Genomic DNA, 22344 nt, shown 5'->3' with positions numbered 1-22344 from the left:
GAAACGGGCATCCGGCACGCGCGATCCTTGCGAAAGATTCGCAAGGATCGCAGCACGTCTTACGTGTTTACTTGCTCAGATAGCGCGCGCGCTTGGCAGGCTTGAGCGTGGCCAGGTCGAGCATGACAAGGCCGTCGACGCAGCCGGAGAAACCGGGGTCTTCGCCGAAATCGAGGAACTGCACGCCCTCCGGCTCCACCAGGTCCACGTACTGGCGATAGAGCACCGGCAGGCTGACGCCCAGCGCGTCGAGATGGTGCTTGAGCTTGCCCAGGCCAGTCGCCGGATCCAGTCCGGCCAGCGTATCGCGCACGAGGTCGATGACCGCCGGGGACACCACGAACGGCTGACGCGCCGAAGCCAGACCAGGCGCGCCGAAATAGTGCTGATGAGCGGCGGCAATCCATTCGCGTGCTTCGCGCGGCAGACTCACCGACATGCTCACCGGGCCAAACAGGTAGCGCAGCTCCGGATGGCGCTGCAGGTACAGGCCAATGCCTTGCCACAGTTGATCCAGCGCACGCGAACGCCAGTAGGCCGGAGCGATAAAGCTGCGGCCCAACTCGAGCCCCTGCGCCAGACGTGATTCAAGTGCAGGCGAATAATTGAACAGACTGGAGGTGTACAGCGCCGACATGCCACGCTCGGCAATCAGCCGGCCACCATGCCCAAAGCGATAGGAGCCGACGATGCGCAGCGCCTTCGGATCCCACAGCACCAAATGTTCGTAGTGCGGGTCGTAGGCATCGAGGTCTCGGCGGGCGCCGGTGCCCTCACCTACCTTGCGGAACGTGAGTTCGCGCAGACGTCCAATCTCGCGCAGTACGGTGCTGTCAGATGCACCCTTGAACAACCAGATCTGCTTACCGTCATTCAGATCCGCAAACTTCTCGCCCTGCGACTGCAGTTCGGCAGCCACACGCTCCGTCAGCTCAGGATGCGCCAGCGGCGATTGCCCGCCGAAGATCAGTCCGCGATGACGACCCACGCGATACACATGGCGGCGCATCAACTTGGCGGCGCGCTTGGTCGAACCGCCACTGTGCTGCTCAAGCTCATCGGCCGACACGAGCTGACCCACACTGAAGCCCACGCGACGACTGGTCGGCGAAATGGCCTCGCGCGGCAACATGGCCGTGCTCAGCGGCTTGGCCAACATCGACAAACCGTAAAACATCGCCGAGTTGCGCGCGGAAATGTGCACAGGCAGCACCGGCGCGCGGCTGCGCTGCGCCAGACGTACAAAACCATCGGACCAGCGCCCGTCGCTCAGGCCGGCGGGGCCGACTCGCGATACTTCGCCAGCCGGGAAAACGATCAGTGCTTCGCCGTTATCCAGTGCGCGATAGATGTCGCGCATCTTCGAGGCGGCGCCCTTGCCGAAGATATCGACCGGCAGCAACAGCTTGTGCAGCTGCTCAATCGACATCAGCCAATCATTGGCGAGGATACGCACATCGCTGCGCACCGAGCCGACCATCTGCAGCAGCGTCAGCGCATCCATCATGCCCAGTGGATGATTGGCGACAATCAACACCCCGCCTTCGACCGGGATGTTTTCGCGCTCGCGCGGATTGACGAAATAGCTGACGCCAAGAAGGTCTAGCGCGCGTTCGACGAAATCGAAGCCTTCCGCCTCACCTATCGCCGTCAGCGTCCGGTTGAAGCCATCCTCATCGGCCAGCCGGCCCAGCATGCCAGCCATCGGCCGGCGGATCAGGGGATGTTGCGCCAACCATGGCAGACGTTCGGTGAGGGTCTGTTCAACGCTGAGCATGACCGCCTCCTGGGATTTACCCCAAATGCTGGTCTCGGATTATGACAGCAAGGTTATGCGGAAAGGACCGAAAGATCACGTGTGCGATCTCAGGTCACGTTTCAAACGTCAAACCCGCCGATGCAGAGCGTCAAACCGCGAGATGCAAATACGCTGCCACGCCACTCAGGAACATCTGGACCGACAACGCAATCAACAGCATACCCATCACGCGCTCCAGGGCCGTGAGCACGCTTTCGCCGAGCCAGCGGAACAAATAGGTGGAAAACAAAAGAATGACTGCGGTGGCCAGCCAGGCACCAAGCAAGGCGATGGCCCAGTCCGCGGTGCGACCAGGCTGTGTGTTGGTCAGCAGCAGCAAAGCGGCCATGGCGGAGGGACCTGCCACACCGGGGATCGCCATCGGCACGATGAAAGGCTCGCCTTCCCCCTGCTTACCGAAGATGCCGCCGCCATCCGCCGGCGGAAACACCATGCGGATACCGATCAGGAACAACACGATGCCACCCGCGATGCTGATGGACTCCTGCCTCAGCTGCAGCAACTTGAGAATGTGCTGGCCGCCAATGAGGAAGCCGAGCAGCACACCCAGCGCAATCAGCAGCTCGCGCACCATCACGCGTCGGCGACGCTTAGGGGCTACGTCCTTCAGCAGGCTGAGAAAAATGGGAATGTTTCCCAGCGGATCCATGATCAGAAACAGCAGGATCGCCGCTGAGAGCGTGGTCATCTGTGTTTCCATATCAATGCTGCCCTTGTTGCGCGGTCATGCGTGTGACCGCAGATCGAGAGCAGCACCGCGCGCTGCCGCGCCCTGCGTACCAAGCAGGTAGACCACGGCGTCAGCGGTAGCATCGGGCAGCGGATGAATGGTGGTGTCCTCACCGAAATAGGCAGCGCGGCGCAACGTGGTGCGCATCGGACCCGGCAGCAGCGCGTGCGTGCGCAGTGGCGTCTTCTCGGTCTCCTGATGCAGGATCTCGACGTAACGCTCCAGCGCGGCCTTCGACACGCCATAGCCGCCCCAATGCGCGCGTTGCATCAGCTCAGGATCGTCCAGCACAAACACCACGGCGCTGTCCGGTGCCTGCGCCAGCAGCGACACGCACGCCTGCGTGAGCGCAAAGGGCGCCGACACATTCACATGCAAGGCGCGCAGCCAATCATCCGGCTTGTGCATGGCCAGCGGGGTGAGTCCGTTGAAACTGGCGGCCGCGTGGACAATGCCGTCCAGCCGGCCAAAGTCGCGCGCCAGCCCATCGGCTAGCGCTTCGTAATCCTTCGGCGTGGCCGCTTCCATATCCAGTGGGTGGATCACGGGCTCGCGCAAGCCCTCGCTCACCATGGCATCGTAAAGTTGCTCGAGCTGACGCTTGCGTCGGCCGGTGATCACCACCGTAGCGCCGGCGCGCGACACGGCACGCGCTACCGCCGCGCCAAGTCCGCCGTAAGCGCCCGTCACCAGTACCACGCGACCGGCCAGCGAACCTTCCGCCGGCGCCCAATCCTTTGGCAAATGTGCAAACGGAAGCGCCATCAGGAATCAGCCCCGGCCACATCCGCCGCCATGCGCGCCAGCTCACCGGAGGCTTTCAGATCCTCGATGATGTCGCAGCCGCCGATCAGCTCGCCCTGAATGAAGAGCTGCGGAAAGGTCGGCCAATTGGCGTAATGCGGCAGGGCGGCACGCACTTCGGGATCAGCCAGCACGTTGACGGCATGGAACTCCGCGCCCGCCCCCGCCAGCGCTTGTGCAGCGCGACTGGAGAACCCGCACATGGGGAACTGCGGCGTGCCCTTCATGAAGAGCACGATGGCGTGTTCGGCCAAGACGGCCTTGATTCGCTCGTTAACGTCCATAGCTTTGCCATTCATCATTACAATGCGGTTAGATCCGTAGTGTATCAGCCGTGCGTCGGTGGCCGCCCTATGGGTGGCCGCATAAGCCCGGCCCTTTTCCTCAGCCAACGCCCAGGAGCCACATCATGGCGATCGAACTCCCCCCCTTGCCCTATGAAAAGAACGCGCTCGAACCGCACATTTCCGCGGAGACGCTCGAATATCACTACGGCAAGCATCACCAGGCCTACGTGACCAACCTCAACAACCTGATCAAGGGCACCGAGTTCGAAAACGCTGCGCTGGAAGACATCATCAAGAAGTCCTCCGGTGGCGTGTTCAACAATGCCGCCCAGATCTGGAACCACACCTTCTACTGGCACTCGCTGAGCCCGAAGGGCGGCAAGGAGCCGACCGGCAAGCTGGCCGACGCCATCACCAAGGCTTTCGGCTCGGTCGAGAAGTTCAAGGAAGAGTTCACCAAGTCGGCCGTCGGCAACTTCGGTTCGGGCTGGACCTGGCTGGTGCAGCGTCCGGATGGTTCGCTGGGCATCGTCAACACGTCCAACGCCGCCACGCCGATCACCGGCAGCGACAAGCCGCTGCTGACCTGCGACGTGTGGGAACACGCCTATTACATCGACTACCGCAACGCCCGTCCGAAGTACATCGAGGCGTTCTGGAACCTGGTGAACTGGGAGTTCGCGGCCAAGAACCTGGCCTGATCCTTCCGGGGAATCTAGCTATGAAAACGGGGCCGCATGGCCCCGTTTTTTTGTCACAGCTCGCCTAATTTTGCGGGAGCGCACCGTGTGCGTTCCCACAGGGTTTTCGCGATTACCTGTTTTCCAGCAGCTTGCCGACTGCCGGCCCCGCTTGCTGATCGCGCCCCAGCGCATGCGCGATACCGGAAAGCCGCTCGACCAGCTGGCTGGCATTGGGCGCACACACCGTGGCATGTCCCACCTTGCGGCCTTCGCGAGGCTGCTTGCCGTAATCGTGCCAGTGCGCGTCCACTGCTTCGAGCACCGGCGCAGCATCGGGCAATTCGCCGATCCAGTTGAACATCGCCGACAACCCGCGTGCCGAGGTGTCGCCCAATGGCAAGCCAAGCACCGCACGCACATGGTTCTCGAACTGGCTCGTGAGGGCGCCTTCGATGGTCCAGTGCCCGGAGTTGTGCACGCGCGGTGCCATCTCGTTGCCAAGCAGCTCGCCATTCTTCACGAACAGCTCCAGCGCAAATACGCCGACATACTCCAGTTGTTCCGCCAGCGTGCGCGCGAGATGGGTCGCACGCTCCTGCAGTGCGGCGATATCTGGCGCGGGAGCAAGGCTGAGCGACAGCACGCCGTCGGTATGCCAGTTCTGGGTGAGCGGCCAGGTGCGAAATTCGCCGTTACGGCCACGCACTGCCACCACCGACAGCTCGCGATCGAATGGTACGAAGGCCTCGAGAATCAGTCCGTGCGCCGTTGCCTGCGCACCCAGCGCCGCCCAGGCGGCGTCGGCGTCGGCCAGCGTCTTGATGCGGAACTGGCCCTTGCCGTCGTAGCCCAGACGGCGCGTCTTGAGGATGGCCGGGGCGCCAACGATGGCCAACGCCTGGTCGAGCTCTTCGCGGGTATCGACCGCTTTGAATTCCGGCGTCATCAGGCCGCATTCGCGGAACAGGGTTTTCTCGGCCAGGCGGTCCTGGGCCACCGCCAGTGCGCGCGGCGCCGGAAATACCGCGACTCGCTTGGCGAGCCAATGGGCGGTTTCGGCCGGGACGTTTTCGAAATCGAACGTGACCACGTCGACCTGGCGCGCGAAATGATCCAGCGCCTCATAGTCGGTCCAGTCAGCTACAACGAGCGGAGCGACTTGTCCGGCACACGCATCGGCGGCGCTGTCCACCACCAGGCTCTTCACACCCAGCGGAGCACCCGCCAACGCAAGCATGCGGGCGAGCTGACCACCACCAAGAATGCCAAGTACGGGTTGACGGCGGACGGTCACGAGCGCGGATCCGGATGATCGAGCACGCTCTGCGTCTGCCGGGTACGGTAGGCGTCAAGAGCCGTTGCCAGCGCCGGATCGTGCAAGGCCAGAACAGAGGCCGCCAGCAGACCCGCGTTGACTGCGCCCGCGCGACCGATGGCCAGCGTGCCAACCGGAATACCGGCCGGCATCTGCGCAATGGAGAGCAAAGAATCCATGCCATTGAGGGCTTTGGACTGCACCGGCACGCCAAACACCGGAAGACGTGTTTTGGCCGCCAGCATGCCCGGCAGGTGGGCCGCACCGCCCGCACCAGCCACGATCACTTGAATGCCACGACCGACGGCTTCCTCGGCATACTGGAACAGCAAGTCAGGGGTACGATGCGCGGACACGACGCGCACCTCGTGCGCAACGCCGAGCTCAGTCAGCACGCTGGACGCATGCTCCATGGTTTCCCAGTCCGAACGGGAGCCCATCACAACACCCACGCGCGGCGGGAGGGAAGTCGAGGTCATGACCCAAGCCATCCAAAAGGGTTATTGTACGGACTTTCCGCGTCTCGGCACGATCCTGCTTCCCATGGACAAACGTCTGCTCGACATCCTTTGCTGCCCGGTCAGCAAAGTTCCCGTTCGCCCCCTTCAGCGCCCCGAGCTGGAAGCCCTCAACAGCGCCATCGGTGCTGGGCAGGTCCAGAACGTCGCCGGCACTGCCGTGAGCGAACCGCTCTCGGAAGGCCTGATCACCACCGATCACAAGGTGATCTACCGGGTCGCCGACGGCATCCCCGTGATGCTGCCCGAGGAGGGCATTGGGACCCTGCAGCTCACCGGCTTTCCGGCCGCTGCCTAGCCCCTTCCCGACCGGCCCTTCCCCGCAAGAATCCGCGCCGCTGTGTGAACGCGTCGACATATATCGATGCGGCGAATGACAGCATGGCTGCGTTTACCTTATTGTAGGGTGGCGTATTGTCGGAATGGGCTGAACGCGCATCGGCATCACTTCAGGGGTGGGCGATGAAAGACGCCAGTGAACCTTCCAATATCGTCAGCCTGAGCCAGCGCCTGGACCCGTCCAGCGAGCGCGGAGGCGCCCTTTTGAACACCGTTCGGGATATCGCCGGCCGCCGCCTGCAGGTCTTGATCAACGGCATGTTTGAGCATGTCGATGATGCTTTGTTCGACCTGGCCGAAAAGGCTGAAAACAATGCCGCGCAGATGCACTACTTCGACGGCATGCGCGAAGTGCGCAAGCGCCGCCCGATGGTCGAGCGCAGTTTTCTTGCGCAGATCTCGCGCGAACTGACCGATTTCGCTACCAATTATCGTGCCCCCTCCGGCAATGGCCTCTCTCTGCCGCCGGGTTCGGGAGAGTTGTCACTGGTGGCTGACAACGAACTAGAAGAATCGCTCGCGATCACCAGCATGATCGGCAAGAACGAGACGCGCCTGGCGCGCGATCTGTTCTCGGTCAACCAACGCCTGTCCGTCATTTACGGCGGCATCAAGATTGAGGACTCGACCAATCCCGTGGGTCCTGCTGCGCTGTCCCAGGCGTTTCGCCAGGCCATGCGCGAGCTTAGCGCCGAGATGCGCGTCAAGCTGATCATCTACAAGCTGTTCGACCGCTATGTACTGTCCTCGCTGGACGAGCTTTACCAGGAGGTCAACGCTGAGCTGGTACGTGCCGGGGTGCTGCCGCAGCTGCGTCACGAGGTGAGCCGCGCGGGTGGCGCGCAGCGTGGCGCAACCACCGCAGACGCCGCTGGCGGGACCGGCGCGCCGGCCGAAGCGGGCACCTTCCTGGGCGAAGATGAAGGTGCAGCGTCGAACGAACTGCTGCAGACACTGCGTACGTTGTTCAGCGCACGCCGCGCCGGACCGGAAACGGTTATGCGGGTGCCGGCGGGCGCTGTGCAGTTGCCCAGCGCCAACGAGCTCATCGGCGCGCTGAGCGTACTGCAGAGCCAGGCCGCCATCAGCCAGCACCTGCCCTCGCACGGGGGCAATGCCTTGGAGTTGGCTGGCGAAGTGCAGCAGCTCAAGGAGCACCTGCTGGCGCAGATCGGTTCGCTACGCGGCGAGAAGCCCAGCCAGGTTTCGACCATCGACGAGGACACCATCGACCTCGTTGGCATGCTGTTCGAGTTCATCCTCGAAGACCGCAACCTGCCGACCGAAATGCAGGTGCTGCTGGCGCGTCTGCAGATTCCGTATCTCAAGGCCGCGATTCTCGACCGCAAGCTGTTCGCCCACCGCCAGCATCCGGCACGTCGCCTGCTGGACAACCTGGCGGACGCCGCCAAGGGCTGGTCCGCCGAATCGGACCGCGACCATCGCTTGCACGACAAGATCAAGTCCATCGTCGATCGTCTGCTGCAAGACTTCGACGATGACCTGACCATCTTCGAGCGCCTGTGCACGGAGCTGCAGGAATTCCAGGACATCAGCCGCCGCCGTGCGGAGCTGGCTGAGCAACGCGTGGCTGAATCCACCCGTGGCCGCGAAAAGCTCGAGCAGGCGCGTCGCCGTGCGGCTCGCGAGATCCTCAGCCGTATAGATGGCCGTAACCTGCCGCCTCTGGTGCATGGCATCTTGTCGCGCGCCTGGGCCAACTATCTGGTGCTGACGATCCTGCGTCAGGGCGAGGAATCCACCGAATTCCGCGACGCCCTGCGCTTTGCCAACGATTTCATCGACAGCACCAAGCCAGCGCGCACGCTTGATGAGCGCCGCGCCCTGCGCCAGATGCTGCCGGGTATCGAACGCGCCCTGCGCCGCGGCCTAGCCAATGTTGCTTTCCAGGAAAGCGACATCGACCGACTGCTGGCCCAGCTGCACACCTACTACCGCCACCAGCTCGGCGAAACGGTGCCGGAAGCGGAAGTGCGTGCGGTGGAAGAGCCCGCGACACTGCCGATTCCCGAGAGCATCCAGCCGATTGCCGAGTCCGAGGCAGAACTGGCCCGTTCGGAGCCCGAGCAGGAGGCACCACTCGATACCGCTGAAATGCAGCTGGTCGCCGAACTCAAGCCCGGCATCTGGCTCGAGTTCGCATCGGGACCGGACACCATCGAGCGCGCCAAGCTGTCTTGGATCAGCCCGATGAGCGGTCGCTATTTGTTCGTCAACCGCCGCGGCCTCAAGGTGGCTGACTACTCGCCGCACGAACTGGCTGCCGCGCTCTCCAGCGGTACCGCGCGTGTGCTCGAATCCACCGCCTTGTTCGATCGCGCATTGGATGCCATTGTCGGTCGTCTCAGCCAACCGGCCTCGGCGAACCCAACAGTCTCGGAATGACTTCAAACAACCTTGCCCCTCTCTCGCCCGACTTGATCCGGGCGGATATCGAGCGCGCTTTTGCCGAAGACATCGGCAGCGGCGACGCCACCGCCGACCTTTTGCCTGCCCACGCCAAGGCCAGCGCCACTCTGACCTGCCGCGAAGACGCTGTGATGGCCGGTATCGACTGGTTCAACGCCTGCTTCCGCAAGCTCGATCCCGAGGTTCAGGTCGACTGGGCAGTGGGTGATGGCGACCGGGTGGCTGCCGGTTCGGTGATCTGCCGGATTCAGGGCAATGCCCGGGCCATGGTGACCGCCGAGCGCTCCGCGCTCAATTTCCTGCAACTGCTCTCGGGCACGGCCACGGCGACGGCGGCCTACGTGGCCGCTGTAGCCGGGACCGGCGTGCGCGTGCTCGACACCCGCAAAACGGTGCCTGGTCTGCGCCTGGCCCAGAAGTACGCCGTGCGGTGCGGCGGTGGCCACAACCACCGGGTCGGCCTGTACGACGCCATCCTGGTGAAGGAAAACCACATCATGGCCGCGGGCGGTATCGGTCCCGCAGCCGAAGCGGCGCGGCGCCTGCACCCGTCTCTGCTGCTGGAGATTGAGGTGGAAAGCCTTGACGAACTGCAGCAGGCGTTGGCTGCCGGGGCTGACCGCATCATGCTGGACAACTTCACCCTGCCGCTGATGCGCGAAGCCGTTGCCATCGCCAAGGGGCGTGCCCAGCTGGAAATTTCCGGCAACGTCGACCTGTCCACCATCGGCGAGTACGCTCGTACCGGCGTCGATTTCATCTCCGTCGGCGCGCTTACCAAGCACGTTCGCGCGGTGGATCTGTCGTTGCGACTGCAGCTCGACTGAGACCGGTGGCATATGGCCTGCGCTCCCACGGATTTCCCTGGGAGCCAGCCCTTGCAAGCCACCCATAGCGACTACACTCTCGCTGCATGAACGATCTCCCGGACCTGATCCTGTTGCTGGCGCTGCTTGCCGTCATTGGCTCGTGGCTGAAGCTTAGTCGCGGCCGTGAGCAAGCCATCGGGGAGGCCCGCCAACAATGCCGGCAGCATGGCCTGCAGTTGCTCGACGAGACCGTGGGCCTGCGTGGCGTACGTTTGCTCAGACAGAGCGGTCCGTGGCTGCTGGAGCGCTGCTACACCTTCGAGGTGAGCATCGACGGCAATGACCGGGAGCCAGGGAAACTGTGGATGGTGGGGCGCACCGTGACGGGGCTGAGCCTGCCCACCATCCAGAGTCATTTGCCGGGCATGATGGCGGATCACGTGCCACCGCCGGCCACCGACAACGTCGTGCCGCTGCGCCCCCGGGTGCGCAACGACCACAGGCTCCACTAAATCAGGCTTGGTCGAGCCTTCCGGCCGGGCTTCGGCCGACGGGTCGATGTTCGGTAGTCCCGATTACTTCACCACGCGCAGGAACGGTGCGCTGCGCTTGGGCTTATCGCCGGCCTGATCACCTTCGGGTGACGTCGGCGCATCTTCGGGATCCGGTGACGACGGCGGTGGCTGATCGCCACCCTCTTCCGCCGGAAACATCATGCCCTGCCCGTTTTCCTGGGCATAAAGCGCCAATACCGCCTGCACCGGAATATGGATGTTGTGACTGACGCCGGAGAAGCGAGCCTGGAAACTGATCCAGTCATTGCCCAGATCCAGGTTAGCCACGGCACGCATAGCCAGATTCAGCACCACCTGCCCGTTCTTGACGACCTGCGGTGGCACCCGCACGCCCTCGCGCCCCGCATCCACCAGCACATAAGGCGTGAGATTGTTGTCGGTGATCCAGTCGTAGATCGCCCTGAGCAAATAAGGGCGATTAGAGGTCATCGGCGGGAGCTTATCGTCGGTCATTCAAAAGCCTGTGGATGGCCGGCTCCGCGAGAGTGGTGGGTGCCGTGCCGGAAAGGTGGGCAAAGTGTAATGCCACCCGAGGCGGGTTGTCGCACGATGGTAACCATGCAGCCGCCCCAGGCCGCCACCTGCGCCGCCCTTGGGGTCATGCCTTCCCTCACTCTGCTCCCGGGAACAGGCGCAGGCTGAACTCAGGGGCGCATAGCCTTTTCTTCGGCGGTCATGCTGCGGGCGTAGCCCTGGCTAGCAAACAGGCGTTCGCCATAATCCAGAATCGGCTTGCCTTCACGACCCAGATCCACCCCGAGCCAGTGCAGCCGCCAGATCACCGGCGCCACCAGGCAATCGGTAAGGCTCATTTCCGGGTTGAGGAAGAAACGCGACGCCTTGAACAAGGGCAAGGAGGCCAGAAGGTGCTCGCGAAGGCGCTTTCGAGCCACATCCGCGGGGCGCCCGCCTGCCCGGATGATGTCCACCTCAGGCAACCAGTCCAGCTCGATGCGCACCGTCGCCAGACGCAAGCGCGCCCTGGACAGGGGATCGATAGGCATCAAGGGCGGGTGCGGGTAGCGTTCGTCGAGGTATTCGCAGACGACCGCCGTGTTGTAGAGGGTCAGGTCGCGATCGATCAATGTCGGCGTCGTGCCGTACGGATTCAGATCGAGCAGGTCTTCCGGCGGCTTGGCTGGGTCCACCAGCACCCTGTCGTAACTGACGCCCTTTGCGGCGAGCACCAGACGCGTACGGTGGCACTGGATGCCATCTGCAGTGGTGTACAGGGTGAGTGCGGTACGCGAACGAGCACTTTGAACCATGCGCGATCTCCCCATGGGCTTCAAACGGGTACGGCGGCCCAGCCTTTCGAAGGCTTGTTGCCGCCGTACCCAGGCTCCGGAAAGGGCGTCCTTAGTGGACGTCCTTCCAGTACTCCTTCTTTAGCAGATATGCCAGGAAAGTGAAGCCCGCCAGGAACAGCAGCACCCAGATACCGTAGTGCTGACGCTGCAGTGCGGCCGGCTCGGAGGCATATTCCAGGAAGGCGGTCAGGTCACGCGTGGCCTGCTGGTACTGCGCCGGCGTGAGCTTGCCGGGCTGCGACAGCTCCAGCTTTTCCACATCGTCGGAGCCTTCCTTCTTCACCGCCGTCTGCAGACCCTGCAGCTCCCACAGCGGGTTGGGCATGGAGGCGTTCGGGAACACCGTATTGTTCCAGCCCACCGGGCGGGACGGGTCCAGGTAGAAGGAGTTGAGGTAGCCGAACACCCAGTCGGCGCCCTGCTCCTTGGTACGCACTTCGAGCGAGAGATCCGGTGGTGCCTTGCCGAAGTACTGCTGGGCGAGGTCTTCCGGCATGTGTGAAATCACCGGGTCACCGAACTTGGCGCCGGTGAAGTTGAGGTTCTTCATGACCTCATCTTCAGTCAGGCCCAGATCCTCGGCCATGCGCGAGTAACGCACGTACTTCAGCGAGTGGCAGCCGACGCAGTAGTTGAAGAACAACTTGGCGCCGCGCTGCAACGAAGCCTGGTCACGGATGTTGGTGCCAGCGGATGCCAGCTGACCCTCTTCGGCGGACGCCGTCGAGGTGACGCCAACCAGCAGGCCAACGGCAAGCGCAAACGAGTAGATGGCTTTCTTCATCGTGGACTGTCGCTTAGTCATGGTCATACACCACCCGCTCCGGCACCGGCTTGGTCTTTTCCCAGCCTAGGCGCGTGTAGAACCACAGGAACACGAAGTACGCGAAGTAGATGAAGGTCATCACACGACCAAACGTGTTTTCCCAGAAGGTCGCATCCGAAGGAACCCACTCGACCAGCTTCTCGCCGACGACGCCTGCGCCCACCAGGGCCAGGCCGATGAAGGAGCCCGCGAAAGACATCAGCGCCACCTTGAAGCCGGTGCCGCGATAACGGATGGAGCGCACCTTGCCGGCGTCGATCCACGGCAGCAGAAACAACAGTGCGATGGCACCGAACATGCCCAGCACACCCCAGAACGCCGTGCCGAAGAACGACGGGATCATGCGCAGGATCGCGTAGAACGGGGTGAAGTACCACGACGGCTTGATGTGCGTCGGGGTGACCAGGTTGTTGGCCGGCAGGAAGTTATCGTGCTCCAGGAACCAGCCACCGAAGGTCGGCGCAAAGAAGATGATGAACGCCGCGATGATCAGGAAGAAGCCGACACCGGCCAGATCCTTCACCGTGTAGTACGGATGGAACGGAATACCATCCAACGGCGCCTTTGGATCCCAGCGGTTGCCCTTGGGGCCATGCTTGACGTCGACACCGTCCGGATTGTTCGAACCCACTTCATGCAGCGCCGCCAGGTGCAGCACCACCAGCAGCAAGAGCACGATGGGCAACGCGATCACGTGCAGTGCAAAGAAGCGGTTGAGCGTCGCGTCGGCAGGCAGGTAGTCGCCCATGATCCACTCGACCAGGCTGCCGCCGATCACCGGGATCGTGCCGAACAGCGAGATGATCACCTTGGCGCCCCAGAACGACATGTTGCCCCACGGCAGCACGTAGCCCATGAAGGCCTCGGCCATCAGCGCGAGGAAGATCAGCATGCCCAGCAGCCACACCAGCTCGCGTGGCTTCTGGTACGAGCCGTACATCAGGCCGCGGAACATGTGCAGGAACACCACCACGAAGAACAGCGACGCGCCCGTGGAGTGCATGTAGCGGATGAGCCAGCCCCACTCCACGTCACGCATGATGTACTCGACCGAGTTGAAGGCTTCCGCCGCACTGGTCTTGTAGTTCATGGTGAGGAAGATGCCGGTGACGATCTGATTGACCAGCACCAGCAGAGCGAGCGAACCGAAGTAGTACCAAAGATTGAAGTTCTTCGGCGCGTAGTACTCGGTCATGTGCTTGCGATACGCGGGCATGAGGCCCGGTGCACGCTCGTTGACCCAATCGCCGATACGCGTGAATACGTTGGCCATTAGCCGGCCTCCTTCGGATCCACGCCAATCTGGATGTGGGTGTCGTCGATGAAGTGGTACGGCGGCACCAGCAGATTCTTCGGCGCCGGCACACCCGCATAAACGCGGCCGGCCATGTCGTAGCGCGACTTGTGGCAAGGACAGTAGAAGCCGCCCTTCCAGTCCGGATCGAACGGCTCGGGCTTCATCACGGGGACGAAGTCAGGCACGCAGCCCAGATGGGTGCACAGGCCGACCAGCACCAGCCATTCCGGCTTGATGGAGCGTGCTTCGTTCTGAGCGTACTTAGGCTGCTGTTCGGCCGAGCCCTGGTCGGACTTCGCGTCCACCAGACGGCTGTCCTGGCTTGGCAGCGTATCCAGCTGGACCTGCGTACGGTTGACGACGAACACGGGGAGGCCGCGCCACGGATAGGTCACCTTCTGGCCCGACTCAATCTTGCTGATGTCGACCGTGACCGGCGCACCTGCAGATTTAGCCCGGGCACTGGGCTCCCACGACTTGATGAAGGGCACGGCTGCCGCGACAACTCCCACACCTCCGACCACGGCTGTGGTCGCAGTGAGGAATCGGCGGCGACCATGATCGACGACTTCGTTCGCCATCAGGCTCTCCGGTACATACATGCCATTGAGACGCGGAACTCAAAAAGTCCCACAGGTGCTTGCCAAGCGCGTCGACATGCGTAGCAGGCGACACGCTTGCCGCCAACCAGAAATATCCTAGTAACTCCCCTAAAAAAAGCAGGCACGCGCTGCACCATGGCGAGGGTGTGCAGCAATCGCTGCGGCCCTTACGCTTCCGGGTACGTTGCGTACCGGGAAGCTCCCGGGACGACCCGCTTCGCAAGCGCCAGCAGAGTCTGGCTCCCGCAAACCTTTGTTAGTGTAGCGTCAGGGCATGGCCCGTACAATAAAACCACCGCGTCTGCCGCTGCGGCGTTTTATCCATCCTAACGCTTTGCCACGAAACGCATAACGACATGAAACATGCCGCAGGCACGCTAGCCTTCATCGCCCGCTTCGTCGTTCTCGGGCTGGCGGCTGCCTTCGTCATCAGCCTCGTCTGGCCCGGCGTGGGCAGTCACCTGCGACAATCGTTCGGCTTTTCCTCAACGGGAAGCGCCGTTCCTGCGGCACCGAGTCAGACCGGACGTATTGCCGGTCCCATGTCTTATGCCGATGCGGTCGCCAAGGCTGCGCCATCGGTGGTGAACATCTATGCAAACAAGATGGTCACCGAACAAGCCGTACAGATGTATACCGACCCCGTGTTGCAGCGCCTGTTCGGCGGCCGCCCTGCGGGCCCGGCATACAAGCGGCGTGAGCAGAGCCTTGGTTCGGGCGTGATCGTAAGCAGTCAGGGTTACGTGCTCACCAATAACCACGTGATCGCCAACGCGGACGATATCCAGGTGCTGCTCTACGACGGCCGCGTCGCCAAGGCGAAGGTGGTCGGCGCGGACGCAGAGACCGACCTGGCGGTGCTGAAGATCGATGCCAGCAACCTGCCGGTGATCCATATTGCCGACCACACACCGGTGCGCACGGGCGATGTGGTGCTGGCGATCGGCAACCCGCTTGGCCTCAACCAGACCGTCACCATGGGCATCGTCAGTGCCATCGGCCGACAGCTCAGCGGCGCCAGCCCGGAGGACTTCATCCAGACGGATGCCGCCATCAATCTGGGCAATTCCGGCGGCGCACTGGTCAACACCGACGGCGAACTGGTGGGCATCAATACGTTATTGATCGGCAAGGCGGCCAACGCCGAAGGCATCAGCTTTGCCATCCCGGTGAGCAGCGCCAAGCGCGTGCTGGATCAGATTATCGACACGGGCCACGTGGTACGCGGATGGATGGGTGCGGACTACACCTTCGTTCCGGTGGCGGCCGATAGCGGCCTGCCCGCCGCCGCACGCGGCGCGCAGGTCACGGATATCTATCCTGGCGGGCCGGCAGCTCAGGCGGGGATTCAGCCACACGACATCCTCCTGCGCATCGGCACCGACGACATCGTCGATCCGGCCGACCTGCGCCGCCACGAGGCGGCACTTAAGCCGGGCAGCAAGGTGGAAGTGTCGGGCATACGCAACGGCACGCCGTTCCATACCGAGGTGATTCTGGCGCAGCGCCCGCCGCTGAGGCCGACCGCCTCACTGGATAGTTGAGATACCCACCGCCGCAACCGGTGCGTGCGCGCCCACCGGCCGAATGGCCTGCCCGTAGCGCCGGCGCAACGTGCCCACGCGGTCAACGTAAACCTGCGTTTCGGCATAAGGCGGCACGCCGTTGTAGCGCTGCACGGCTCCCGGGCCTGCGTTATAAGCCGCCGCCGCGAGTCGCTCATTGCCGTTGAAGGTACGCAGCAGCAGGCCGAGATAACGCGCGCCGCCGCGAATGTTCTGTGCCGTATCGAAGGCATCACGCACACCCATGTCCAACGCCGTGCCCGGCATCAGCTGCATCAGACCCTGCGCACCCTTGATCGACATGGCGCGGGGATTGAACGCACTCTCCGCGTGAATGATGGCGCGCAGAAACGCTTCATCCACGCCCGACTCCTGACTGGCCAGCTGGATGACGTCGGCATACGCCGAGAGGTTGAGCGCCACCGAGTCCCAGCGGATGGTCGAGTGGAGATTGCACGCCACGCAGGTGGCGATGTAGCTGAACAACATGGTTACTTCGTGACCACCCTGCCCGGCCGGCTTCAGATTGGTGTACTCAACGCTGCCGTCCTTGCGCACCACCCGATACACCGCGCCACGTAGCACGCGGTCGCCATCCGCCGACACGTTGGCCACCGGCTTGTCGGGCACCGAGGTCGTTCGTGCCGGGCCTGCTTCGCTGTAACTCCACTGCCCCGGCTTGCCGTCTGGCTTACTCGGCGCGGGTGACGGAACGACACGCGCCGATGTCTTCACGGAACCCTCAACCCACGCCAGCGACGGCGGCTGAGGAGGGGGTGTTACCTCAGCCCTGGTCGCCGCGGTGGCTACTGAACCCTGCACGGCACCAAGCGAGGGAGGCGGCGTCTTTGAGGGCGACGGTTTGCGACGCACGGGATCCGGCGCCCCGGCAATGCGGTTGCAACCGGCATAGCCCGCCGTGGTACTGCTGAACACCACCTCGCCGGAGGCGCCCGTACAGCGATAAAGCGCGCCGGCATGGCCCTCCATGGGCAACCCAAACAGCCCTGCCGCCAGCCAACAGCCCGCCATCAGCCACCGCAGGGCCGGCATACTCAGCCGCGTAGGGAGCAGCCCGATCACGAGCTCCCCTTCGGCCACCCCGCCAAAGCGGCAGCCACTACCCGGTAAAGCACCACCATGCATCCCCCTTCCCAGACCTCCAGGCGCCGTACCCTCCGGCGCCAGGTTCGACGGCAGTGTGCGCCGGGCGGCGACCGACGCCAAGCGGCGCCATGCCATTTCGTGCGGCAGTGCCTACTTGAGCCGCCCCTCCGCCCCCGAGGATTCATGCAAGTGGTTGATCCACCACGGCCGTTCAGGTGGCGGGCGCCGCCCCGGGCGCGTAAACTGTGCGGTTCGGCGGCCACCCTGCCGCCCCTCGAACTACGGTATCTAACGCCATGACCGGCAAGCTTTTCATCAAAACCCACGGCTGCCAGATGAACGAGTACGACTCGGCCAAGATGGCCGACGTGCTCAAGGCCTCGCACGGGCTGGAGCTGACCCAGGATGAGTCCGAAGCGGACGTCATCCTGATCAACACCTGCTCGATCCGCGAGAAAGCCCAGGAAAAGGTGTTCAGCCAGCTCGGCCGCTGGAAGGAGCACAAGCAGGGCGGCAAGCCCGTGCTCATCGGCGTGGGTGGCTGCGTGGCTTCGCAGGAAGGCCAGGACATCATCAAGCGCGCACCGTACGTCGACCTGGTGTTTGGCCCGCAGACCCTGCACCGTCTGCCCGAGCTTATCGAGGCCAAGCGCGCCACCGGCAAGCCGCAGGTGGACATCAGCTTCCCGGAGATCGAGAAGTTCGACCGCCTCCCCGAACCGCGTGCCGAAGGCCCCACCGCCTTCGTGTCGATCATGGAAGGCTGCTCCAAGTACTGCTCCTACTGTGTGGTGCCGTACACCCGCGGCGAGGAAATCAGCCGGCCGTTCGACGACGTGATCGTGGAAATCGCGCAGCTGGCCGAACAAGGCGTGCGCGAAGTGACGCTGCTGGGCCAGAACGTGAACGCTTATCGCGGCCCCACGCACGACGACGGCACCGCCGACCTGGCCGTGCTGATCCACGCCATAGCGCAAATCGAAGGCATCGGCCGCATCCGCTTCACCACCTCGCATCCGCTGGAGTTCTCCGACTCGCTGATCGAGGCGTATGCCAACGTGCCGCAGCTCTGCAACTTCCTGCACCTGCCGGTGCAGGCGGGCTCGGATCGCATTCTCACTGCGATGAAGCGTGGTTACACCGCGCTGGAGTTCAAGCAGAAGATCCGCAAGCTGCGCGCGGTTCGCCCGGACATCTGCATCTCGTCCGACTTCATCGTCGGCTTCCCGGGCGAAACGGACGAGGATTTCGAAAAGACCATGAAGCTGATCGACGACGTCGGCTTCGACCAGAGCTTCTCCTTCATCTTCTCCTCGCGCCCCGGCACGCCGGCGGCCAACCTCGCTGACGACACGTCGTCAGAGGTGAAGCACGCACGTCTGACCCGTCTGCAGGCCAAGCTCAATGAGAATGCCCGCCTGATCAATGAAGCCATGGTCGGCACGGTGCAGCGCGTGTTGGTGGAGAAGCCGAGCAAGAAGAGCCCTCATGAGTTCACCGGCCGCACCGAGAACATGCGCTTTGTGAACTTTCCCGGTAATGACCGCATGATCGGCCAGTTCATCGACGTGGTGATTACGGAAGCCATGAGCAATTCGCTGCGCGGCCGCGTGAAGCTGGCGGAAGACGACGTCGCTCTGGCCTCGTGATAGCACTGCTCACGATCAGGGAAATCGGTGCAGATGAGTTTGCACTGGCGTGGCCGCTGTTTCGCAGCGTGGTGGCGGCCGGCGACACCTACAGTTATCCGCCTGATCTGAGTTTTGAACAGGCCCGCGACTGGTGGACCACATCGCCCACACGCTGCTTTATCGCTGAGCGAAACAAGCAGGTGCTCGGTTGCTACATGCTCCGCCCCAACCAACCGGGGTTAGGTGACCACGTCGCCAACGCCGGTTACATGGTGTCGCCCGCCGCGCGTGGGCAGGGCGTAGCTTCTCTGATGTGCGAACACTCGATGGCGCAGGCTCGCGACGCGGGCTTCACCGCCATGCAGTTCAACTTTGTAGTCTCGACCAATACCACCGCGGTGCGCCTGTGGGAGCGCCACGGTTTCCACATCGTCGGCAAGGTGCCTGGCGCATTCCGCCATGCCGCACACGGCCCTACCGACGTCTACGTGATGCATCGGCAGCTTTGACTCCCTTATGACCAACGGCCTGAACCAACGCGACTTTTCCCTTGAGCCGGAAGACAACGCCCGCCTCTCCAATCTCTGCGGACCGTTTGACGAACATCTGCGTCAGGTCGAGTTGCGCCTGGGCGTGGAGATCAATCACCGGGGCGCCCTGTTCCAGGTGATCGGCGACGAAGGTGCCGCGCGCACCGCCGAGAAAGTCATGCGTGCACTGTACGAAGTCACGTCGACGGAATCGCTCAACGGCGCCAAGATCAACCTGCATCTGGCCGACTCAGGTATCGATGCCATCGTCAATGATGCTGCCGAGAGCGCGCAGGAAGTCGCGATCAAGGTGAAGCGCGGCGTGATTAAGGGACGTGGCCCAAACCAGGCACGCTACCTGCACGCCATCACCACGCACGACATCAGCTTCGGCGTCGGCCCGGCCGGCACGGGCAAGACTTACCTGGCCGTCGCCAGCGCCGTCGAAGCGCTCGAGGCCAATCGCGTGCAGCGCCTGCTGCTGGTGCGCCCCGCAGTCGAAGCTGGCGAAAAGCTCGGCTTTCTGCCGGGAGACCTCAGCCAGAAGGTGGATCCGTATCTGCGCCCGCTGTACGACGCGCTCTATGAAATGCTCGGCTTCGAAAAGGTGGCGAAGCTGATCGAGCGCAACGTGATCGAGATCGCGCCGCTCGCCTATATGCGCGGCCGCACGCTCAACGATTCCTACGTCATCCTCGACGAAGCGCAGAACACCACCGTCGAACAGATGAAGATGTTCCTCACGCGCATCGGCTTCGGCTCGGTGGCGGTGATCACCGGTGATGTCAGCCAGATCGACTTGCCGCGCAACGTGCGCTCGGGCCTTCGCCATGCCATTGAAGTGTTGCGTGGCGTGGACGGCATCAGCTTTACGTTTTTCACATCGCGCGACGTGGTGCGGCATCCGCTGGTGGCGAAGATCGTGCGCGCGTACGAAGCGTTTGAGCAGGCGTCCGAGGATCAGTCCAAGTGAGCACGCCGCTGACGCTCTCTGTTGGCTACGCCGTTCCGCGCAAGGGTGTGCCATCGGCCGCCAGCTTCCGCGCCTGGGCTGAGGCTGCGCTGCGAGGCGCCAAGCGCCGCAGGGCGACAGAACTGTCGATCCGTATCGTCGATACGGACGAAGGTCGCGCGCTCAATCGCGATTACCGCGGCAAAGATTACGCGACCAACGTGCTGTCCTTCCCTGTCGAGCTGCCACCGGGCATCGCGCTGCCGCTGATCGGCGACCTGGCGATCTGCGCGCCCGTCGTCGCTCGCGAAGCGAAGGAACAAAACAAGGTTCCGCGCGATCACTGGGCGCACATGACGGTGCATGGTGTTCTGCATCTGCTTGGCTACGATCACATCGAGGATACGGAAGCCGAGGCGATGGAAGCGCTGGAAACCCGCATTCTGGCCGGGCTCGGCATCGCTGATCCCTATGCCGTCGAGGGCGACGACGCTTAAGCGTCGTTGTTCATCTCTCATGCGTTTGCGCGACAACGTCGCGCTGACTATCGCTTGCACTCCGAAGCAAGCCGTGGATCGCTGTCATCCAGCGATCTCATAACCCGCTGCAATGCGTCAGCTTGATGTCAATCGCGCGCATCTCTGCGTCACGCGTGTTCACCATGTTGAACTGACATCTAACTCATTCCCCGCATTTTCTGTGCGAAGACAGGCGAGGTTCATCGCGAAGGAACTATTCCTTCACGGGTCCGGCAACTGACGCATCGCATCAACGACGGAGTGGCGTCCCCACGCCTCGGCACGTAAGCCACCATCCGCCGGACATCCAACTCATCGGCTGCCATCTCGCGAGATGCGCCTCCTGCCACCCCGCTTCAGCGTATGGGCGCAGGCGTTTGCACGACATCCACTGACAGAGGCGAATGATTTGAAGACCGACCTCCAGACCATCGAGCGCTTGACGGAAGCCCCCATGCCACCCGGTGACCTGGCTCCCGTACGCCAATCGCCCTTGGTGATGGTGCCTCGCCTCGCAGGCTATGCATTGATGGCTTTCGTAGCCTGGCTGCTTATTTCCACCCTGATTGAGCCCTGGGTTTCCACCAGCGCCACGCGCGCCGTACTTAACGCACCAGCCGTTCTCATCACTACGCCCATCAGTGGCACCGTCAGCGAGGTGCTAGCCCAGAACGGACAACCCATCGAACCCGGGCAAACCATCGCGGTGGTGAAGAACAACACCGTGGCGCGCGACGCACTCACGACGTTGCTTACGCAGCGGCTTGAACTACAGAGCAAGCTGGACGATCTCAATCATCGCATCCAGGCGGATCAGCGGATGCTCGAGTACACCAACAACCAGTACGACCAGTATCACAACGCTAACGTTTCGCAGCTCAAGACCAGCTATGCCTCCCTGCAGTCTCAGCAAGAGGCCGCCTCGGCCAAGCTGGAGGCCCTGGATACCAAGTACCAGCGGGCGATGACCCTGCAGCGCGACGGCGCGGTCAGTGCGGCGGTTGTCTCTGCAGCACGCGCGGAAGCCGATGCGGCCCGCAGCGAGGCCGATGCCCTCGATAAGAACGCACACGGCGTGGGCGAAAGCATTGCCGCTGCACAGCGAGGCGTCTATGTCGCCGCGAGCCAGAGCAGCAACGATCAGCTGACGCAACTCTCGCAGCGCCGCGCCGATCTGCAAAGCAGTATTACCGGCGAACAGGCCCAGCTCGATGCGCTGACCAAGCAGATGAGTGACCTCAACCAACTGGTCACACGCGAACAGGACCGCGTGAGTGCTCTCTCCGACTATGCCGTAAAGGCCTTCGGCCACGGCACCGCGCAAGACATCATTGCGCCGGTGGGCACTCAGGTGGCCGCAGGAGCCACGCTCGTACGCGCCACCGACTGCAGCAAGACCGATGTGGTGGCGGTATTTCCCTCTCGTATGGCAGGACGGCTGAACGTTGGGACCAAGCTGCAGGTCAAGATCGACGCTTCCGGACTGACGCACCACGCCCATATCACGCAGCTTATGCCTACCGCCAACGAAGCCCTTCAGAACAGCTATAGCGCCCCCTTCCCCTATGCCGAGGACGGCTCCGTCTACGCACTGGCGCAGTGGGACGCCGGGGACGACGGCAAGGCAGGCATTCCTGCCTGCACACCAGGGCGCACTGTCACCGCCAGCTTGCGATAACTGATCAATTGAGGTGCGC

General features: G+C 63.2%; 23 protein-coding genes. 11 read left to right on the top strand and 12 right to left on the bottom strand.

Annotated elements, in window-relative coordinates; genetic code table 11:
- Window positions 1–67: 67 nt before the first annotated feature.
- The 4 genes from olsF to grxD form a co-directional block, all read right to left on the bottom strand.
- Window positions 68–1777, bottom strand: a complete 1710-nt coding sequence (gene olsF, locus OQE56_RS06650) for a bifunctional ornithine lipid synthase OlsF (RefSeq protein ID WP_267222737.1) — start codon at window positions 1775–1777, stop codon at window positions 68–70.
- Window positions 1778–1907: 130 nt separating this feature from the next.
- Window positions 1908–2507 carry a YhgN family NAAT transporter gene (locus OQE56_RS06645; protein WP_267222735.1) on the bottom strand — a complete coding sequence of 200 codons (600 nt, stop codon included), beginning with the start codon at window positions 2505–2507 and terminating at the stop codon, window positions 1908–1910.
- A 36-nt stretch (window positions 2508–2543) separates the two neighbouring features.
- On the bottom strand, window positions 2544–3314 hold the full coding sequence (locus OQE56_RS06640) for an SDR family NAD(P)-dependent oxidoreductase (RefSeq protein ID WP_267222733.1): 771 nt from the start codon (window positions 3312–3314) through the stop codon (window positions 2544–2546).
- Window positions 3314–3637 (bottom strand): Grx4 family monothiol glutaredoxin, encoded by a 324-nt coding sequence (gene grxD / locus OQE56_RS06635; RefSeq protein WP_267222732.1) that lies wholly within the window; start codon window positions 3635–3637, stop codon window positions 3314–3316. Before grxD ends, OQE56_RS06640 begins: the two co-directional genes overlap by 1 nt.
- A gap of 125 nt (window positions 3638–3762) precedes the next feature.
- Here grxD and sodB point away from each other — a divergent pair, with 125 nt between their 5' ends.
- Window positions 3763–4341 (top strand): superoxide dismutase [Fe], encoded by a 579-nt coding sequence (gene sodB, locus OQE56_RS06630; RefSeq protein WP_267222730.1) that lies wholly within the window; start codon window positions 3763–3765, stop codon window positions 4339–4341.
- 112 nt (window positions 4342–4453) lie between these two features.
- Here the strand turns inward: sodB and OQE56_RS06625 are convergent, their stop codons facing one another.
- Window positions 4454–5617 carry a 5-(carboxyamino)imidazole ribonucleotide synthase gene (locus tag OQE56_RS06625; RefSeq protein ID WP_267222728.1) on the bottom strand — a complete coding sequence of 388 codons (1164 nt, stop codon included), beginning with the start codon at window positions 5615–5617 and terminating at the stop codon, window positions 4454–4456.
- The gene (gene purE / locus OQE56_RS06620) at window positions 5614–6117 is read right to left on the bottom strand and encodes a 5-(carboxyamino)imidazole ribonucleotide mutase (RefSeq protein ID WP_267222726.1); all 504 of its coding nucleotides are present in this window, start codon (window positions 6115–6117) and stop codon (window positions 5614–5616) included. Before purE ends, OQE56_RS06625 begins: the two co-directional genes overlap by 4 nt.
- Window positions 6118–6181: 64 nt before the next feature.
- Here purE and OQE56_RS06615 point away from each other — a divergent pair, with 64 nt between their 5' ends.
- The 4 genes from OQE56_RS06615 to OQE56_RS06600 all read left to right on the top strand — a co-directional run bounded on the left by OQE56_RS06615 (window position 6182) and on the right by OQE56_RS06600 (window position 10246).
- Entirely contained in the window at window positions 6182–6454 is a 273-nt protein-coding gene (locus OQE56_RS06615; RefSeq protein WP_267223395.1) for a Trm112 family protein, read from the top strand.
- Window positions 6455–6618: 164 nt separating this feature from the next.
- Window positions 6619–8901 carry a DUF1631 domain-containing protein gene (locus OQE56_RS06610; RefSeq protein ID WP_267222724.1) on the top strand — a complete coding sequence of 761 codons (2283 nt, stop codon included), beginning with the start codon at window positions 6619–6621 and terminating at the stop codon, window positions 8899–8901.
- Window positions 8898–9752, top strand: coding sequence for a carboxylating nicotinate-nucleotide diphosphorylase (gene nadC, locus OQE56_RS06605; RefSeq protein ID WP_267222722.1), 855 nt, complete (start codon window positions 8898–8900; stop codon window positions 9750–9752). Before OQE56_RS06610 ends, nadC begins: the two co-directional genes overlap by 4 nt.
- A gap of 86 nt (window positions 9753–9838) precedes the next feature.
- The gene (locus tag OQE56_RS06600; RefSeq protein ID WP_267222719.1) at window positions 9839–10246 is read left to right on the top strand and encodes a DUF3301 domain-containing protein; all 408 of its coding nucleotides are present in this window, start codon (window positions 9839–9841) and stop codon (window positions 10244–10246) included.
- Between the two features lie 63 nt (window positions 10247–10309).
- On the opposite strand, the gene OQE56_RS06595 is transcribed toward OQE56_RS06600, so the two are convergent.
- From OQE56_RS06595 to petA, 5 genes are all read right to left on the bottom strand, one after another.
- Window positions 10310–10762, bottom strand: coding sequence for a ClpXP protease specificity-enhancing factor (locus tag OQE56_RS06595; RefSeq protein ID WP_267222717.1), 453 nt, complete (start codon window positions 10760–10762; stop codon window positions 10310–10312).
- Between the two features lie 191 nt (window positions 10763–10953).
- Window positions 10954–11577, bottom strand: a complete 624-nt coding sequence (locus OQE56_RS06590; protein WP_267222715.1) for a glutathione S-transferase N-terminal domain-containing protein — start codon at window positions 11575–11577, stop codon at window positions 10954–10956.
- A 91-nt stretch (window positions 11578–11668) separates the two neighbouring features.
- The gene (locus OQE56_RS06585) at window positions 11669–12424 is read right to left on the bottom strand and encodes a cytochrome c1 (RefSeq protein WP_425601602.1); all 756 of its coding nucleotides are present in this window, start codon (window positions 12422–12424) and stop codon (window positions 11669–11671) included.
- Window positions 12417–13718 (bottom strand): cytochrome b, encoded by a 1302-nt coding sequence (locus tag OQE56_RS06580; protein ID WP_267222714.1) that lies wholly within the window; start codon window positions 13716–13718, stop codon window positions 12417–12419. Before OQE56_RS06580 ends, OQE56_RS06585 begins: the two co-directional genes overlap by 8 nt.
- Window positions 13718–14323, bottom strand: coding sequence for a ubiquinol-cytochrome c reductase iron-sulfur subunit (gene petA, locus OQE56_RS06575; RefSeq protein WP_267222712.1), 606 nt, complete (start codon window positions 14321–14323; stop codon window positions 13718–13720). Before petA ends, OQE56_RS06580 begins: the two co-directional genes overlap by 1 nt.
- A gap of 377 nt (window positions 14324–14700) precedes the next feature.
- On the opposite strand from petA, the gene OQE56_RS06570 reads away from it, so the two are divergent.
- Window positions 14701–15888, top strand: a complete 1188-nt coding sequence (locus OQE56_RS06570; protein ID WP_267222710.1) for a S1C family serine protease — start codon at window positions 14701–14703, stop codon at window positions 15886–15888.
- Here OQE56_RS06570 and OQE56_RS06565 read toward each other — a convergent pair.
- Window positions 15874–16899, bottom strand: coding sequence for a lytic transglycosylase domain-containing protein (locus OQE56_RS06565; protein WP_425601609.1), 1026 nt, complete (start codon window positions 16897–16899; stop codon window positions 15874–15876). The genes OQE56_RS06570 and OQE56_RS06565 overlap by 15 nt on opposite strands.
- A gap of 413 nt (window positions 16900–17312) precedes the next feature.
- Between OQE56_RS06565 and miaB the strand changes: the two genes are divergently transcribed.
- The 5 genes from miaB to OQE56_RS06540 all read left to right on the top strand — a co-directional run bounded on the left by miaB (window position 17313) and on the right by OQE56_RS06540 (window position 22325).
- Complete coding sequence (gene miaB, locus OQE56_RS06560) at window positions 17313–18665, top strand: tRNA (N6-isopentenyl adenosine(37)-C2)-methylthiotransferase MiaB (RefSeq protein ID WP_267222708.1); 1353 nt, start codon at window positions 17313–17315, stop codon at window positions 18663–18665.
- On the top strand, window positions 18662–19156 hold the full coding sequence (locus OQE56_RS06555; protein WP_267222706.1) for a GNAT family N-acetyltransferase: 495 nt from the start codon (window positions 18662–18664) through the stop codon (window positions 19154–19156). The genes miaB and OQE56_RS06555 overlap by 4 nt, the downstream gene beginning before the upstream one ends.
- 7 nt (window positions 19157–19163) lie before the next feature.
- Window positions 19164–20150: a PhoH family protein gene (locus OQE56_RS06550; protein ID WP_267222704.1), complete on the top strand. Its 987-nt coding sequence runs from the start codon at window positions 19164–19166 to the stop codon at window positions 20148–20150.
- On the top strand, window positions 20147–20626 hold the full coding sequence (gene ybeY, locus OQE56_RS06545) for an rRNA maturation RNase YbeY (RefSeq protein ID WP_267222702.1): 480 nt from the start codon (window positions 20147–20149) through the stop codon (window positions 20624–20626). The genes OQE56_RS06550 and ybeY overlap by 4 nt, the downstream gene beginning before the upstream one ends.
- 430 nt (window positions 20627–21056) lie before the next feature.
- Entirely contained in the window at window positions 21057–22325 is a 1269-nt protein-coding gene (locus OQE56_RS06540) for an HlyD family secretion protein (protein WP_267222701.1), read from the top strand.
- Window positions 22326–22344 lie beyond the last annotated feature (19 nt).

Origin of the sequence: Dyella silvae, from assembly GCF_026421305.1 — a bacterium.
GTDB lineage: Bacteria > Pseudomonadota > Gammaproteobacteria > Xanthomonadales > Rhodanobacteraceae > Dyella > Dyella silvae.
The sequence above is the reverse complement of the archived record's forward strand: the minus strand, read 5'-3'. Positions and strand labels throughout refer to the sequence as shown.

What these genes read in the sequence shown, in the direction of transcription:
- OQE56_RS06570 (WP_267222710.1), top strand. Translation starts at nt 14,701, where the DNA reads ATGAAACATGCCGCAGGCACGCTAGCCTTCATCGCCCGCTTCGTCGTT.
- olsF (WP_267222737.1), bottom strand. Translation starts at nt 1,777, where the DNA reads ATGCTCAGCGTTGAACAGACCCTCACCGAACGTCTGCCATGGTTGGCG.
- OQE56_RS06610 (WP_267222724.1), top strand. Translation starts at nt 6,619, where the DNA reads ATGAAAGACGCCAGTGAACCTTCCAATATCGTCAGCCTGAGCCAGCGC.
- OQE56_RS06590 (WP_267222715.1), bottom strand. Translation starts at nt 11,577, where the DNA reads ATGGTTCAAAGTGCTCGTTCGCGTACCGCACTCACCCTGTACACCACT.
- OQE56_RS06600 (WP_267222719.1), top strand. Translation starts at nt 9,839, where the DNA reads ATGAACGATCTCCCGGACCTGATCCTGTTGCTGGCGCTGCTTGCCGTC.
- OQE56_RS06645 (WP_267222735.1), bottom strand. Translation starts at nt 2,507, where the DNA reads ATGACCACGCTCTCAGCGGCGATCCTGCTGTTTCTGATCATGGATCCG.
- OQE56_RS06580 (WP_267222714.1), bottom strand. Translation starts at nt 13,718, where the DNA reads ATGGCCAACGTATTCACGCGTATCGGCGATTGGGTCAACGAGCGTGCA.
- OQE56_RS06640 (WP_267222733.1), bottom strand. Translation starts at nt 3,314, where the DNA reads ATGGCGCTTCCGTTTGCACATTTGCCAAAGGATTGGGCGCCGGCGGAA.
- purE (WP_267222726.1), bottom strand. Translation starts at nt 6,117, where the DNA reads ATGACCTCGACTTCCCTCCCGCCGCGCGTGGGTGTTGTGATGGGCTCC.
- OQE56_RS06550 (WP_267222704.1), top strand. Translation starts at nt 19,164, where the DNA reads ATGACCAACGGCCTGAACCAACGCGACTTTTCCCTTGAGCCGGAAGAC.
- sodB (WP_267222730.1), top strand. Translation starts at nt 3,763, where the DNA reads ATGGCGATCGAACTCCCCCCCTTGCCCTATGAAAAGAACGCGCTCGAA.
- petA (WP_267222712.1), bottom strand. Translation starts at nt 14,323, where the DNA reads ATGGCGAACGAAGTCGTCGATCATGGTCGCCGCCGATTCCTCACTGCG.
- nadC (WP_267222722.1), top strand. Translation starts at nt 8,898, where the DNA reads ATGACTTCAAACAACCTTGCCCCTCTCTCGCCCGACTTGATCCGGGCG.
- grxD (WP_267222732.1), bottom strand. Translation starts at nt 3,637, where the DNA reads ATGGACGTTAACGAGCGAATCAAGGCCGTCTTGGCCGAACACGCCATC.
- OQE56_RS06615 (WP_267223395.1), top strand. Translation starts at nt 6,182, where the DNA reads ATGGACAAACGTCTGCTCGACATCCTTTGCTGCCCGGTCAGCAAAGTT.
- miaB (WP_267222708.1), top strand. Translation starts at nt 17,313, where the DNA reads ATGACCGGCAAGCTTTTCATCAAAACCCACGGCTGCCAGATGAACGAG.
- OQE56_RS06595 (WP_267222717.1), bottom strand. Translation starts at nt 10,762, where the DNA reads ATGACCGACGATAAGCTCCCGCCGATGACCTCTAATCGCCCTTATTTG.
- OQE56_RS06565 (WP_425601609.1), bottom strand. Translation starts at nt 16,899, where the DNA reads ATGGAGGGCCATGCCGGCGCGCTTTATCGCTGTACGGGCGCCTCCGGC.
- OQE56_RS06585 (WP_425601602.1), bottom strand. Translation starts at nt 12,424, where the DNA reads ATGACTAAGCGACAGTCCACGATGAAGAAAGCCATCTACTCGTTTGCG.